This is a genomic window from Actinotalea soli, assembly GCF_017565425.1.
Lineage (GTDB): Bacteria > Actinomycetota > Actinomycetes > Actinomycetales > Cellulomonadaceae > Actinotalea > Actinotalea soli.
In genome coordinates, this window is record NZ_JAGEMK010000001.1 from 597,587 (window position 1) to 611,464 (window position 13,878).

Below are 13,878 nucleotides of genomic sequence, written 5' to 3' on the forward strand. Positions count from 1 at the left end.
GCCGCGACGTGACCCACGCCACGGAGCTGCCGCCGCGTTCAGGCCCGCAACGCGTCCTCGGCGCTGCTCGGCAGCTGGGCGCTCGCCGTCCCCTCGTTCCACTCGTCGGCCTGCACCGAGGGGCCGAGGTCGTGCCCCTCCAGCCGCCAGGCGGGGCGCGCCTCGCCGGCCGAGGGCCGCAGGACGGCCCAGTGCGCGTTGTGGAGGCCGACGAGCCCCCGCCAGGCCACAGGGTCCAGCCCGAGCAGGGCCGTCAGACCGAGGGTGATCGCAGCACCGTGCGAGACGACGACGAGCGCCCCCGTCGGGGTCCGCGCCGCCTGGTCCGCGACGGCCTCGGCCATGCGCTCGGCGACCTGGGCCCTCGTCTCGGCCCCCGCGCGCTCGGGGTCCTGGCCCCGACGCCAGACGGCGTGCTCCTCGGGCCACCGCGCAGCGATCTCCTCGGAGGTGAGGCCCTCCCAGGCACCGAAGCCCCGCTCGCGCAGCCGCGGATCGGTCTCGACCTCGAGGCCGGCCAGCTCGCCGAGCGCTGCTCCGGTGGCAGCCGCTCGCCCGAGGTCCGAGGAGACGATCCGTACCGGCCGGTGCCGCACCTGGAGGGCCCGTGCAGCCTCACGGGCCTGCCACCGGCCGACCTCGTCGAGAGGGATGTCGACCTGGCCCTGCAGCCGCGCCTCCGCGTTGTACGCCGTGCGTCCGTGCCGCCAGAGCAGGACGGTGCCGGCGCTCACTCCTGGGTCTCGGGGCCGCCGTCGCCGCCACGGGCATCGGCCGGGAGCTCGACGACCGGGCAGTCCGACCAGAGACGCTCGAGGGCGTAGTACACGCGGTCCTCGTCGTGCTGGACGTGGACGACGACGTCGCCGAAGTCGAGCAGGGCCCACCGGCCCTCGCGGACGCCCTCACGCCTGAGGGCCTTGACCCCCCGGGCATGCATGGCCTCCTCGATGGCCTCGGCGATCGCGACCACCTGCCGCTCGTTGGTGCCCGAGGCGATGAGGAAGACGTCGGTCAGGACGAGACGGTCGCTGACGTCGAGGGCGATGATCTCCTGGGCCTTGCGGTCCGAGGCGGCACGGGCGGCCTCGACCGCGAGGTCGAGGGCGTGGTCGGTGGCGGGCACTAGTCCCCAGCTTCGTGAGTAGGTGTGACGGTCATGGACTGCGCGGCGGGTTCCGTCGCGTCTGCGGGAGGCGGCTCGTTGACGACGACCATGAAGATCAGCATCCCCAGGACGAAGGCGACGAGCACCAGCACGAGCATGTGCAGGAAGGTGTACGGGTGGGCCCGGGCGGGGGTCTCGGCAGGCTCCTCGTCGGGGACGCCGTCGCCCTCGGTCCCGCCGTGCACCGGGGCGCCGGCCCCGCTGCGCGCAGAGCCGGGCTCGCTCGGCACCGGGCTCCAGCCCGCGGGGGACCCCGCCTCGACCGCTCCCCACCGCGGGGTCGACGGGACGTCCGCGGCTGGTGAGGCGAGCCCGGAGCCCTGGGGCACCCCCGGAGCCTGGACCGTCCCCGCCGGGGCAGGCCCGCCGTGGGGCGCGCCCGGGCCGGGCTGGAGGGAGACCGTCGCGAACGCGGACCCGACGACCGGGGGCGCAGGGGTCGACGCACGGGGAACGGGGGTCGGCTCCGCTGCCGAGGGCCTCGCCGTCGAGGTGCGCTGGGGTGCTGCGGAGGGTCGCCCTCGCGGGGCCTCGTGGCCTGCCCTGTCGGCGGCGTGCGACGCGGAGCCCCATGCGCTCGAGGACCACAGCGCGGAGGTCGGCGGGGTGTCGGGACGCGCCGGGGCTGCTGCGGTCTGGTCACCACGGTGCGAGGCCGGCTCGGCCCGCCCCGCCGGAGCAGCACCACCCGGGGCTGCTGGACGTGCGCCCACGTCAGCGGTCGGGGCCGCCCGAGGAGCGGGGACCTCGCGCGAGCTCCCCGGGCGCTGGGACACCGCATGCAGACCGCCGGCGGCTTCAGCGGCCTGACCGGTGGCGTGGCTCCCGGGAGCCGTCGAGGCGTCACGGCCACGGCCCCCCTGCTGCGAGCCTGACCGGGCCTCGGCACGCTGGGGCTGAGCAGGCTGAGACTGAGCAGGCCGGGACTGAGCGGGCCGGGGCGGGGCCGAGGGCTCGGCCCGCCGAGACTCACCAGGCTGGGGCTGGGGCTGGGGCTGGGCGCGCTGGCTCTGCGCCCGCTGGGAGGCTGCCCGCTCGGCGCCGAGACGCGCGGCCTCCTCGCGCTCAGCCTGTGCGCGGGCCGCCTGCGCCCGGACGGCGGCGGCCCGGGCCTGCGGGGAGAAGCTGGTCCGATCGGGCGCCTCGGGGTTCGGGCGCACGGCCGGGCCACCCCGGGCAGGAGTCGCCTGCTCGCTCTCCTCGCGCCCCGAGGCGGGCTGCACCTCGGACAACCGGCCTCCGGCGTCCACACGACGGATGCCACCCGTGGTCGCCGGGGGACGCACGACGGGCGAGGTCGGCCGCGGATCACGCACCGTCGTCGGCCCCTCGCCCATGGTTCGCGCGGCAGCGGGACCCGCCGGCGCCGAGGACTCCCGCAGGGCGCGCCGTGACGGTCGCGCCGACGGTGCCTGGGCGGGCGGGGTCGGAGCGCGCGGGGGCTGGACTGCCGGGGTCGGAGCGGGCGGGGCCTGGACGGCCGGGGTCGGAGCCGGCGCGCTCCGGGTGGGCCGCTCGCCGCTGCGTCCCTCGGCATCGGGCGAGACGGGTCCGGAGGCTCCGGCGTCAGCGGCGGCGGCCTGGGCGCGCTCGCGCAGCTCGCGCCGCGAGAGAGGACGTGAGGGGACGTCGGCCGCGGCGTTCTCGACCGATGACGCCGGCGTGCCCGCAGGATCGTTCTGCTGCTCGGCAGCGAGGCCGCGCAGGCGCTCCTGCTCCCGTCGACGGCGGCGCTCACCCCACTCCGTGGAGGACTGCTCAGACATCATGACCTCGATACAGACCGTGCTTGGCGATGTACTGGACCACGCCGTCGGGCACCAGGTACCAGACCGGCTCTCCCCGGCGCGCCCGTTCCCGGCAGTCCGTCGACGAGATCGCGAGGGCCGGGACCTCGAGCAGGCTCACGGCGTCCTCGGGCAGCCCGTCGAGGGACAGGGTGTGCCCGGGCCGCGTCACGGCCACGAGGTGCGCCATGGTCCAGAGCCGCTCGGCGTCCTTCCACGTGAGGATCTGCTCGATGGCGTCGGCCCCCGTGATGAAGAAGAGGTCCGCCTCGGGTCGCTCGGCCCGCAGGTCCGCGAGGGTGTCCACGGTGTACGTGAGCCCGGGACGGTCGACGTCGACCCTGCTCACGGTGAACCGGGGGTTGGACGCCGTCGCGATCACGGTCATGAGGTAGCGGTGCTCGGCAGGCGTGACCGAGGCGTGCTGCTTGAGGGAGGGACGCCCTGTCGGGACGAAGACGACCTCGTCGAGGTCCAGACGGGCGGCGGCCTCGCTCGCGGCGACCAGGTGACCGTGGTGGACGGGGTCGAAGGTTCCACCCATCACCCCGATCCTGGGCCGGTGCTGAGTCATGCCGCTGGTGTCCTCCAGGCCTCGTGGTTGGGAACGGCAGGTGTCAGTGGCGGGTGCCGACGCTGCGGAAGGCGTACGTGACCGCGAGCAGCGCCATCAGGGCACCGAAGGCCACGAGACCGAAGGCCTCGGGTGCCATGGGAAGGTGGTTCACGACCTCCGCCTCCTCTGCGGCGAGCAGGGCAGCGTGCACGTCGACCTCCTGATGATCGTTGTTCTCACCGCTGGCTGACGGCCGCAGCGGTCCGTCCAGTGTCGCACGTCTGGCGTAGCCGGGTCGTCGCGCCACGACGTCCGGACGGGTGACGAGAGCCTCAGGGACGGATGTGCCCGTCCCCGTGGACGACCCACTGGGTCGTGGTGAGCTCGGCCAGGCCCATCGGACCGCGGGCGTGCATCTTCTGCGTCGAGATGCCGATCTCAGCCCCGAGGCCGAGCTGACCGCCGTCGGTGAAGCGGGTCGAGGCGTTGACCATCACCGCGGCCGAGTCCACCCCCGCGACGAACCGCTCCGAGGCTCCGAGGTCACCGGTCACGATGGCCTCGGTGTGACCTGAGGACCACGTCCTGATGTGCTCGAGCGCGGCATCGAGGTCGTCGACCACCCGCACGGCGATCTCCAGTGCCAGGTACTCGGTGGCCCAGTCCTCGTCCTGCGCCGCCAGCACCTCGACCCCGGCGGGGGCGAGGTCGACGGTGCGCTGGTCGCCGTGGAGCACGACCCCGGCCCCGGCGAGCGCGGCGAGGGCGCTGGGCAGGAACCCCGGGGCCGCGTCGGCGTGGACCAGGAGCGTCTCGGCCGCGTTGCAGACGCCGACGCGCTGAGTCTTGGAGTTCATCAGGATGGGCAGGGCGACGGCCGGGTCGGCACTCGCGTCGACGTAGACGTGGCAGTTGCCGACTCCGGTCTCGACCACCGGGACCCTCGCCTCGCGCACCACGGTCTGGATCAGCTGGGCCCCACCGCGGGGCACGAGCAGGTCGACGAGCCCACGCGCGTGCATCAGGGCCACCGCACCGGCCCGCCCGTGCTCGTCGATCGACTGGACGCAGTCAGCCGGGAGCCCCGCAGTCTCGAGGGCCTCGCCGAGGACGCGCACGATCGCCGCGTTCGAGCCCGAGGCCGCCGACCCACCGCGCAGCACGGCCGCGTTGCCGCTCTTCAGGGCGAGGCCAGCCGCGTCGACGGTGACGTTGGGCCGCGCCTCGTAGATCATCCCGACGACACCGAGGGGCACCCGGACCTGACGCAGCCGCAGGCCGTTGGGCAGGGTCGAGCCGCGCACGACCTCCCCGACCGGGTCAGGGAGGGCCGCGAGCTCACGGAGGGCCTCGGCGATGTCCCGGAGGCGAGCGGGGTCGAGGGTGAGCCGGTCGAGCAGCCCGGGGGACACACCACGGGCGTGCCCGCGCTCGAGGTCGACCGCGTTGGCAGCGACGATCTCCTGGGTCCCGGCCACCAGGGCATCCGCCATCGCGTGCAGGGCGGCGTCCTTGTGCGCCCTGGACGCTCGGGCGAGGCTCCTGGCCGCGACCCGGGCGCGCTCGGCGACCTGCCTCACGGCCTGGGTCACCTCGGCCGGGACCTCCACGGGGACCTCGTCGACAGGGGCAGCGGCTGCGGTGCTCATGGCCGAAGGATAGGCACTACCGCCGCGTGGGGACGAGGACGAGGTCGTCCCGGTGGACCACCTCGCGGTCGTAGCCCACACCGAGACGGTCACGCAGCTCGTGGGTCGAGCTCCCGAGCAGCTCGGGGAGCTCCGCGGATCCGTACGAGACCAGCCCGCGGGCCACCACCGTCCCGGTGGTCGACACGAGCTCGACAGGGTCCCCCGCCTCGAAGTCGCCCTCGACGCCGGTCACCCCCGCGGGCAGCAGCGAGGTCCGGCGTTCGACGACCGCCGCGACCGCCCCGTCGTCGAGCACGAGGCGTCCCTCCGTGCGGGCCGCGTGGGCGAGCCAGAGCATGCGGCGAGAGCGCCGCCGCCCCGTGGCCCTGAACCAGGTGCCGACCTCGTCCCCGGCCAGGGCTCGCTCCGCCTGCGCCGCCGAGGTCAGCACGACGGGGATGCCCGAGCCCGTGGCGATCGCGACCGAGGCGAGCTTGGTCACCATCCCCCCCGTACCGACCGCGCTCCCCCGGGCGGTCACGGAGATCCCCTCGAGGTCCCCGGGGCCGTGGACCTCGGCGATGCGTCGGGCACCGGGCCGGCTGGGCGGACCGTCGTAGAGCGCATCCACGTCCGTGAGCAGCACCATCGCGTCCGCGCGGACCAGGTGGGAGACGAGGGCCGCCAACCGGTCGTTGTCACCGAAGCGGATCTCGTCGGTGGCAACCGTGTCGTTCTCGTTCACCACCGGCACGACACCGAGGTCCAGCAAGGTCTCGAGGGCGCGCTGGGCGTTGCGGTAGTGCCCGCGCCGGATCGTGTCCTCGGCGGTCAGCAGGACCTGCCCGACCCGCAGGCCGTGCTCGGCGAAGGCCTCGGTGTAGCGAGCGACGAGGAGCCCTTGCCCGACCGAGGCCGCGGCCTGGGCCGTGGCGAGGTCCCGGGGCCGAGCAGCCATGCCCAGGGGCCCGAGCCCCGCCGCGATCGCCCCGGAGGTGACGAGGAGGACCTCCCCGCCCGCGGCGCGCCGCTGCGCGAGGACCTGGACCAGCCGACGCAGGGCGTCCTGGTCGAGCCGCCCGTCGTCCCCCGTGAGAGAGGACGAACCCACCTTGACGACCACACGACGGGCCTCGGCGAGGCCTGCTCGCCCCGAGATCACGCGTCGTCCTCAGGGGAGGTCCAGTGACCCGACTCGCGCTCCGTCCACAGCTCGGCACGGGCGTCGGTCTTGGCGTCCATGCGCTCCTTGTACTCCTCGCGCCGGGCCGCACGGGTCGGCCGACGGGTGTCCTCGAGGCGCAGGTCCGTGCCGCGAGGGCCACCCAGGAGCTCGGTGCCGGTGAGCATCGTGGGCTCCCAGTCGAAGACCACGGCGTCGTCCCCCGCCCCGATGACGACCTCGGCCCCCGGGGTCGCGCCGGCCTTGAACAGCTTCTCCTCGACGCCCAGGCGGGCGAGGCGGTCCGCCAGGTACCCCACGGCCTCGTCGTTCGAGAACTGGGTCTGGCGCACCCAGCGCTCGGGCTTGGTGCCGAGGACCTGGAACCACACGCGGTCGCCGCTCTCGCGGCGTGTGACGGAGAACCCGGCGTCGTCGACGGCCTTGGGGCGCAGCACCACGCGGGTGGGGGTGCTGGGTGCGGCCGCCGCCCGCGCGGCGTCGACCATGGCGGCGAGGGCGAAGGTCAGCGGGCGAAGCCCTTCGTGGCTCGCTGCCGAGATCTCGAAGACCTGCAGGCCACGGGCTTCCAGCTCGGGCCGGACCATCTCGGCGAGCTCGCGCGCCTCCGGGACGTCCACCTTGTTGAGCACGACCATGCGCGGCCGCTCGGTCAGGGGTACCTCGCCCTGGACCTCGAGGTCCCCGGCGTAGGCGGCGAGCTCGGACTCGATCACGTCGAGGTCGCTCAACGGGTCCCGCCCGGGCTCGAGGGTCGCGCAGTCGAGGACGTGCACGAGGACGGCGCAGCGCTCGATGTGGCGAAGGAACTCCAGGCCCAGGCCCTTGCCCTCGCTCGCCCCGGGGATGAGCCCCGGCACGTCGGCCACCGTGAAGCGTGCGGAGCCGGCCTGCACGACGCCGAGGTTCGGCACGAGGGTGGTGAAGGGGTAGTCGGCGATCTTGGGGCGGGCCGCCGAGATGGCCGCGACCAGGCTCGACTTGCCCGCGCTCGGGTACCCGACCAGCGCCACGTCGGCGATCGTCTTGAGCTCGAGCACCACGTCCCGCGCCTCGCCGGGCTCGCCCAGGAGGGCGAAGCCGGGGGCCTTGCGTCGGGGAGAGGCGAGGCTCGCGTTGCCGAGCCCGCCACGGCCCCCCGCGGCGATCACGTACTGGCTGCCCGGGCCGACGAGGTCCGCCAGGACCGACCCGTCCGTGGCCTTGACGACCGTGCCGTCCGGGACCGCGAGAACGAGGTCTCCCCCCATGCTCCCCTGGCGGTGGTCGCCCATGCCCTGGGTGCCGGACGGGGCGTGCCGGTGCGGTGAGTGGTGGTACTCGAGGAGGGTCGTCACCTGGGGGTCGACCTCGAGGATCACGTCCCCCCCGTCCCCGCCGTTGCCACCGTCGGGCCCGGCGAGGGGCTTGAACTTCTCGCGACGGATGGAGGCACACCCGTGGCCGCCGTCACCGCCGGACGCGTGCAGGACGACGCGGTCGACGAACGTGGCCACGGTGAGCTCCCTTCGTGGGGCCGGTCCCGCGAGGCGGGCCGGCGGTCAGTCTGCTGAGACGACGAAGGGGCGCACCGTGCGGTGCGCCCCTTCGTCGACGAGATGGGTCAGGCGTCGGCCGTCACGATGTCGATGACCTTGCGGCCACGACGCACACCGAACTGCACGGCACCCGGGGTGAGGGCGAACAGCGTGTCGTCGCCGCCACGCCCCACGTTCACGCCGGGGTGGAAGTGCGTGCCGCGCTGACGCACGATGATCTCGCCCGCGTTGACGAGCTGACCACCGAAACGCTTGACGCCGAGGCGCTGCGCGTTCGAGTCGCGACCGTTCCGCGAGGAGCTTGCGCCCTTCTTGTGTGCCATGGCTGACCTGCTTTCGTGCTGAGCGGGGAGGGAAGGAGATCGGGACCGGCGATGACCGCCGATCGCCTCACTTGATGCCGGTGACCTTCAGGCGGGTCAGCTTCTGACGGTGCCCCATGCGCTTGCGGTAGCCCGTCTTGTTCTTGTACTTGAGGATGTCGATCTTGGGGCCCTTCTCGGCCCGGACGATCTCGGCGGTGACCGTCACCTTGGCGAGGGCCGAGGCGTCGGAGGTCACCTTCTCCCCGTCAACGAGCAGGAGCGCGGGCAGCTGGACGGTCGAGCCGGCGTCACCGGACAGCCGGTCCACGACGACGACGTCGCCGACCGACACCTTCTCCTGGCGGCCACCAGCCTTGACGATCGCGTACACCACGTTGCTGCTCATCTCTACTCGTACGGCGTTCTCACGTCTGATGACGTGCCCGGTCACTGCGCAGACACCCTGCCCGACCGGGCAGGTGCCCGGTCGAACCCAGCGCTGGTCGAACGAAGCCTCACAGGAGGCCCAGCACCCTGGGCACGTGAAACGGTACGCGCACGGCGCACCGACGTTCCAGAGTACGGAAGCCCGGGCCATCCGGTCAAATGGACAGGACGGCCCGGCCCCACGACTACGGGGTCGACCCCGACGGCTCCTCCGCGGCGACCTCGTCGGCGCTGCCGTGGTCGCCCTGCTCGACGGCTTCGATGCTCCGCACCGTCGCCTCGAGCTCGGCCTCGGCAGCCCGCGAGCCCTGGGCCGCGCCGTCGTGCTGGTCGGCGCTGCCCTCCTGGGTCTGAGCCGGGTCCTGGCCCTGCACCGGTTCGTGGTCGTGGTCGTGCGCGTGGGCCGCGGCCGCGGCGATCGTCGCGAGGGTCGCCTTGACGGCCTCGCGCGCCTCGGGGAGCACCGGGACGCTGACGGCCGCAGCAGGCTGCGACGCGCCCTTCTTGCGCCGGGACCGCTTCGACTCCCCGTCACCCTCGCCACCGCCCGAGGCCTGCTCCCCCGACCCCTTGGCCTCGACGGGCTCGTTCAGGACGTGGAAGCCGCGACCGTGGCAGTGCTCACAGGTCTCGCTGAAGGCCTCGACCAGCCCCTGGCCGACGCGCTTGCGGGTCATCTGGACGAGCCCGAGCGAGGTCACCTCGGCGACCTGGTGCTTGGTCCGGTCCCGCCCGAGGCACTCGACCAGGCGCCGCAGCACCAGGTCACGGTTCGACTCGAGGACCATGTCGATGAAGTCGATCACGATGATCCCGCCGATGTCCCTCAGCCGGAGCTGACGCACGATCTCCTCGGCGGCCTCGAGGTTGTTGCGCGTGACGGTCTCCTCGAGGGTTCCGCCGGTCCCCGTGAACTTGCCCGTGTTGACGTCGACCACGGTCATCGCCTCGGTGCGGTCGATCACGAGCGACCCACCCGAGGGCAACCAGACCTTGCGGTCCATGCCCTTGGCGAGCTGCTCGTCGATCCGGTGCGCCGCGAAGACGTCGCCCTGCTCGGTCCACCGAGAGACGCGGTCGGCGAGGTCGGGGGCCATGGCACCCACGTAGTCGGAGATCGCCGTCCACGCCTCGTCCCCCTGGACGACCAGGGAGGTGAAGTCGTCGTTGAAGATGTCCCGCACCACACGGATCGCGAGGTCGGGCTCACCCTGCAGCAGCGCCGGCGCCGAGGCCGTCTTGGCCTTCTTCTCGATCGCGGCCCACTGGTCCTGCAGGCGCTGGACGTCGCGGCGGAGCTCCTCGTCCGAGGCGCCCTCGGCAGCGGTCCGCACGATCACGCCTGCGGCGTCCGGCACGATCTCCTTGAGCAGCTTCTTGAGACGAGCGCGCTCGTTCTCGGGGAGCTTGCGGGAGATCCCCGTCATACCGCCGCCCGGCACGTAGACCAGGTAGCGGCCGGCGAGGGTGATCTGCGAGGTCAGACGAGCACCCTTGTGGCCGATCGGGTCCTTGGTGACCTGGACCAGGACCGAGTCCCCCGACTTCAGGGCCTGCTCGATCCGGCGGGGCTGGCCCTCCATCCCGGCGGCGTCCCAGTTGACCTCACCGGCGTAGAGCACGGCGTTGCGTCCCTTGCCGACGTCGACGAACGCGGCCTCCATGCTGGGCAGCACGTTCTGCACCCGGCCGAGGTAGACGTTCCCCGCCATCGAGGACTGCGCGTTCTGGGCCGAGCGAGACACGAAGTGCTCGACCAGGACGTCGTCCTCGAGCACCGCGATCTGCACCCGCCCGTTGCTCTCACGCACGACCATCGACCGCTCGACCGCCTCGCGCCGGGCCAGGAACTCGGCCTCGGTGAGCACCGCTCGACGACGACCCGCATCCCGGCCCTCACGTCGGCGCTGCCGCTTGGCCTCGAGCCGCGTCGAGCCCTTGAGGGCCGTGACCTCGTCCGACGCCGTCCGTCCGGCCCGCGAACGAGAACGACCCGAGCCCCCTGCTCCGTTCGAGCCCGAGGTCGAGGTCGAGCCGGAGTCCTCGGCCTGCTCGCCCTTGCTCCGGCGCCGGCGGCGACGGCGACGGCTCGAGGAGCTGCCACCCTCGTTGTCGCCGTCCTCGCCGACGTCCCCGTCCTCGGAGGGTTCCTGGTCCTCGGCGTCCTCGGCGGCGTCCTCCGTGGAGGTCTCGGCCTGGGGGGCGCGACCGCGCCGTCCCCGACGTCCGCCCGTGGCACGGGCGGGCTCCTCCTCGCGCTCGGCGCCCGAGCCGTCGGTGCCGTCCTCGTCCTCGTCCTCGCGGTCCTCAGCGGACTCGGCCGCGCCCTTGCGGCGGCCTCGACCGCCGCGACGACGACGGCGGCGGCCACCGGCGCTGCCCTCGTCCTCCGACGCGCCCTGATCGGCGTCCTCGTCCTGCGACGCCGCCTCCGGGCGGGCGGACGGGCGGCTCGGCTCGGCCTCGGCGACCTCGTCCTCGTCGACCGGGCGCGGCGGGCCGGCGGGGGCCTGGGCACGGCGCCGGGGCCGGGCCGTGGGGTCCGGGGCCTGGAAGAGCAGGGCCGTGGCGGCCGGGCGTACCGGCTCGACGGCCGCGGTGGACTCCTCGTCGTCCTCGGCGGGCTCGTCCTCCTCGGCGGGGTCCACGGGCTTCTCGGGCTCCGCCGCCGGCTGGGGGCGTGAGCGACCGAGCTCGGCGAGCACGTCCAGGCGCTCGGACTCGGCGGACGTGGTGTCAGGTCCGGCCGTGGCCCGCGCGCCCCTGCTCCGACCGCGACGCGCACGAGGCGCCTCCTGGGAGGAGGGCGTCTCCTCCTCCGCGACAGGTGAGGACGGAGCGTCCGCGGCGGCCTCGCCGCGGTCCTCCTGCGGCTCGGCCTTGCGACGACGTGACCGCGAGGACCGACCGGTCGACGGCTCGTCCTTGGTGGACCCCGCCTGCGCGGCTGCCGGCTCGTCCTCGACGGGGACGTCCTGCGCCGGGGTCGACCCCGACGCAGAGCTGGCGGCGGGGGCCTGCGCCTTGGCGGTCGCGCGGCGACGACGGGGGGCCGCCGTGGGTGCGGGCTCGGGCGCCGCGGTGTCCGAGGCGGCGGTGGCCGCGTCCTCGTCGGAGCCGGTCGACAGGTCGAGGGCGTCCTGGTTCGCCGGCGCGTCGACCTTCTTCTTGGCCCGCGACCGCGGGGCGCGGGCCTTCTTGACCGGCTCGGACGTCGGCTGGGCAACGGCACCCGACTCCTGCGGCGGGACGGCGTCCTCGACCAGGGGGGCCGCGGTGACCGTCGTCGTCGGGGCCGACGCGGCACGGCGTGCCCGGGTGCGGCGCACCGGGGCGGCGGGGTTCTCGGCCTCGGTGCCGGACGGGTTCTCTGTTGTCACGAGGATGCTCCAGGCCCGCTGGCTGTCCACACTCGCCGGCCCTCGGGCGGTTCAGTCGTCGTCGGGGGCGTCGTGCGCTCCCGCGACGGAAGTCGTCGGTGGCGTCCGGCCGAGCGGGCGGGTTGCACCTGCGCCTGCCTTGCCACCTGTGGGTGACGGCGGCGCCCGGTGAGCCTCGGACCGCGCTCGACGAAGATCGTCGTCGGCGGACGTGCCGGTGTGGCGACCCGTCCTGCCGCGGTCAGTATCGCACAGGGGCCCCCGACCGCCGCGCGACACGACGTCGGGATCGAGGTGACGTCACGTCACCAAAGAGGGACCTAGGTCCCGGGCCGGGCACGTCGCCGCTTCCTACCGTCGTCCTGCACCCCTGACGACCCACGGCCCTGCGAGGAGAACGCGTGGAAGCCCTCGAGCTGGCGCGATGGCAGTTCGGCATCACGACCGTCTACCACTTCATCTTCGTGCCGCTGACGATCGGCCTGGCGCCTCTCGTGGCGATCATGCAGACTGCCTGGTACCGCACCGGGAACGAGCGCTGGCTGCGCCTGACCAAGTTCTTCGGCAAGCTCATGCTGATCAACTTCGCGATCGGCGTGGCCACCGGGATCGTCCAGGAGTTCCAGTTCGGCATGAACTGGAGCGAGTACTCACGGTTCGTGGGAGACGTGTTCGGGGCGCCCCTCGCGATGGAGGCCCTCGCTGCCTTCTTCGTCGAGTCGACGTTCCTCGGCCTCTGGATCTTCGGCTGGGACAAGCTGCCGAAGAAGATCCATCTCGGCTGCATCTGGGCCGTGGCGATCGCCACCAACCTCTCGGCCTACTTCATCCTCGCGGCGAACTCGTGGATGCAGCACCCCGTGGGGGCGATCTTCAACCTCGAGACCGGGCGCGCCGAGATGGTCGACATCGTCGCCGTGCTGACGAACTCGACCCTGCTGGCCGCCTTCCCGCACACCATCGCGGCAGCGTTCCTCACCGCGGGCACCTTCGTCGCCGGCATCGCCGCCTGGTGGATGGTGCGGCTGGTCCGCCGCGGGGACGCCGAGACCGCGAGGGACGTCTACCGGCCTGCCCTCGTGCTCGGCCTCGTCACCATGCTCGTCTCGGGCGGGGGTGTCGCGCTCAGCGGCGACCTCCAGGCGAAGCTGATGTTCCAGCAGCAGCCCATGAAGATGGCCGCGGCCGAGGGGCTGTGCGCCACCGAGGACGGTGCAGCCTTCTCGATCCTCACCCTCGGGGACCTGAGCAACGACTGCGACGGCGTGGTCCACCTCCTCGAGGTCCCCGGGCTCACCTCCTACCTGGCCAACGGCGACTTCACCTCCACCGTGACGGGGGTCGAGGACCTCCAGGCACGGTACGAGGAGCAGTTCGGCGAGGGGATCGACTACTCCCCCAACCTGGCGGTGACCTACTGGAGCTTCCGGCTGATGATCGGCCTCGGGGCCGGCAGCGCCGCCCTCGCCCTCGCGGCCCTGTGGCTGGTCCGCCGAGGTCGGCTGACCGACAAGCCCTGGTTCGGTCGCCTCGGCCTCCTCGCCATCCCCACCCCCTTCCTCGCCTCCGCCTTCGGCTGGATCTTCACGGAGATGGGCCGCCAGCCGTGGGTGGTGCACCCGAACCCCGACCCGTCCGGCGTCGACGGCGTCTGGATGCTGACCGCGCGCGGTGTGTCGACCTCGGTGGGGCCCGGTGCGGTGATCGGCTCGATGGTCGCCTTCACCCTGCTGTACGGGGTCCTCGCCGTCGTGTGGTTCCGTCTCATGAAGCGCTACGCCTCCGAGGGCGTCGCCGCGACGGAGAAGGACCCGAGCCCGGACGCACGGCGGGACGACCCCGACGACGCCTCCGACCGCCCGCTGTCCTTCGCGTACTGACAG

Annotated in this window: 12 protein-coding genes; 1 reads left to right on the top strand and 11 read right to left on the bottom strand. The window is 73.5% G+C overall.

Going from position 1 to position 13,878, the window contains the following annotated elements:
- Nucleotides 1-38: 38 nt before the first annotated feature.
- From J4G33_RS02785 to J4G33_RS02835, 11 genes are all read right to left on the bottom strand, one after another.
- Nucleotides 39-734 (bottom strand): histidine phosphatase family protein, encoded by a 696-nt coding sequence (locus tag J4G33_RS02785; RefSeq protein ID WP_208054342.1) that lies wholly within the window; start codon nt 732-734, stop codon nt 39-41.
- Nucleotides 731-1,126 carry a ribosome silencing factor gene (rsfS, locus tag J4G33_RS02790; protein ID WP_208054343.1) on the bottom strand — a complete coding sequence of 132 codons (396 nt, stop codon included), beginning with the start codon at nt 1,124-1,126 and terminating at the stop codon, nt 731-733. The genes J4G33_RS02785 and rsfS overlap by 4 nt, the downstream gene beginning before the upstream one ends.
- A complete protein-coding gene (locus J4G33_RS02795; RefSeq protein WP_208054344.1) occupies nt 1,126-2,934 on the bottom strand; it encodes a hypothetical protein in 1,809 nt (602 codons plus the stop codon). The genes rsfS and J4G33_RS02795 overlap by 1 nt, the downstream gene beginning before the upstream one ends.
- Entirely contained in the window at nt 2,927-3,529 is a 603-nt protein-coding gene (nadD, locus tag J4G33_RS02800) for a nicotinate-nucleotide adenylyltransferase (RefSeq protein ID WP_208054345.1), read from the bottom strand. The genes J4G33_RS02795 and nadD overlap by 8 nt, the downstream gene beginning before the upstream one ends.
- 43 nt (nt 3,530-3,572) lie before the next feature.
- Nucleotides 3,573-3,722, bottom strand: coding sequence for a hypothetical protein (locus J4G33_RS02805; RefSeq protein WP_208054346.1), 150 nt, complete (start codon nt 3,720-3,722; stop codon nt 3,573-3,575).
- A 121-nt stretch (nt 3,723-3,843) separates the two neighbouring features.
- Entirely contained in the window at nt 3,844-5,160 is a 1,317-nt protein-coding gene (locus J4G33_RS02810; RefSeq protein WP_208054347.1) for a glutamate-5-semialdehyde dehydrogenase, read from the bottom strand.
- Between the two features lie 16 nt (nt 5,161-5,176).
- Nucleotides 5,177-6,304, bottom strand: a complete 1,128-nt coding sequence (gene proB, locus J4G33_RS02815) for a glutamate 5-kinase (RefSeq protein ID WP_372434941.1) — start codon at nt 6,302-6,304, stop codon at nt 5,177-5,179.
- Nucleotides 6,301-7,821 (bottom strand): GTPase ObgE, encoded by a 1,521-nt coding sequence (obgE, locus tag J4G33_RS02820; RefSeq protein ID WP_208054348.1) that lies wholly within the window; start codon nt 7,819-7,821, stop codon nt 6,301-6,303. Before obgE ends, proB begins: the two co-directional genes overlap by 4 nt.
- A 107-nt stretch (nt 7,822-7,928) precedes the next feature.
- Nucleotides 7,929-8,186, bottom strand: a complete 258-nt coding sequence (gene rpmA, locus J4G33_RS02825; protein WP_208054349.1) for a 50S ribosomal protein L27 — start codon at nt 8,184-8,186, stop codon at nt 7,929-7,931.
- Between the two features lie 67 nt (nt 8,187-8,253).
- Nucleotides 8,254-8,562 carry a 50S ribosomal protein L21 gene (gene rplU / locus J4G33_RS02830; RefSeq protein ID WP_208054663.1) on the bottom strand — a complete coding sequence of 103 codons (309 nt, stop codon included), beginning with the start codon at nt 8,560-8,562 and terminating at the stop codon, nt 8,254-8,256.
- A gap of 238 nt (nt 8,563-8,800) precedes the next feature.
- Nucleotides 8,801-11,995: an Rne/Rng family ribonuclease gene (locus J4G33_RS02835; RefSeq protein ID WP_208054350.1), complete on the bottom strand. Its 3,195-nt coding sequence runs from the start codon at nt 11,993-11,995 to the stop codon at nt 8,801-8,803.
- 401 nt (nt 11,996-12,396) lie between these two features.
- On the opposite strand from J4G33_RS02835, the gene J4G33_RS02840 reads away from it, so the two are divergent.
- On the top strand, nt 12,397-13,875 hold the full coding sequence (locus J4G33_RS02840) for a cytochrome ubiquinol oxidase subunit I (RefSeq protein ID WP_208054351.1): 1,479 nt from the start codon (nt 12,397-12,399) through the stop codon (nt 13,873-13,875).
- Nucleotides 13,876-13,878: the final 3 nt, after the last annotated feature.

Excerpts from the sequence above, each read along its gene's own strand:
- J4G33_RS02795 (WP_208054344.1), bottom strand. The coding sequence starts at position 2,934 with ATGTCTGAGCAGTCCTCCACGGAGTGGGGTGAGCGCCGCCGTCGACGG.
- nadD (WP_208054345.1), bottom strand. The coding sequence starts at position 3,529 with ATGACTCAGCACCGGCCCAGGATCGGGGTGATGGGTGGAACCTTCGAC.
- J4G33_RS02810 (WP_208054347.1), bottom strand. The coding sequence starts at position 5,160 with ATGAGCACCGCAGCCGCTGCCCCTGTCGACGAGGTCCCCGTGGAGGTC.
- rpmA (WP_208054349.1), bottom strand. The coding sequence starts at position 8,186 with ATGGCACACAAGAAGGGCGCAAGCTCCTCGCGGAACGGTCGCGACTCG.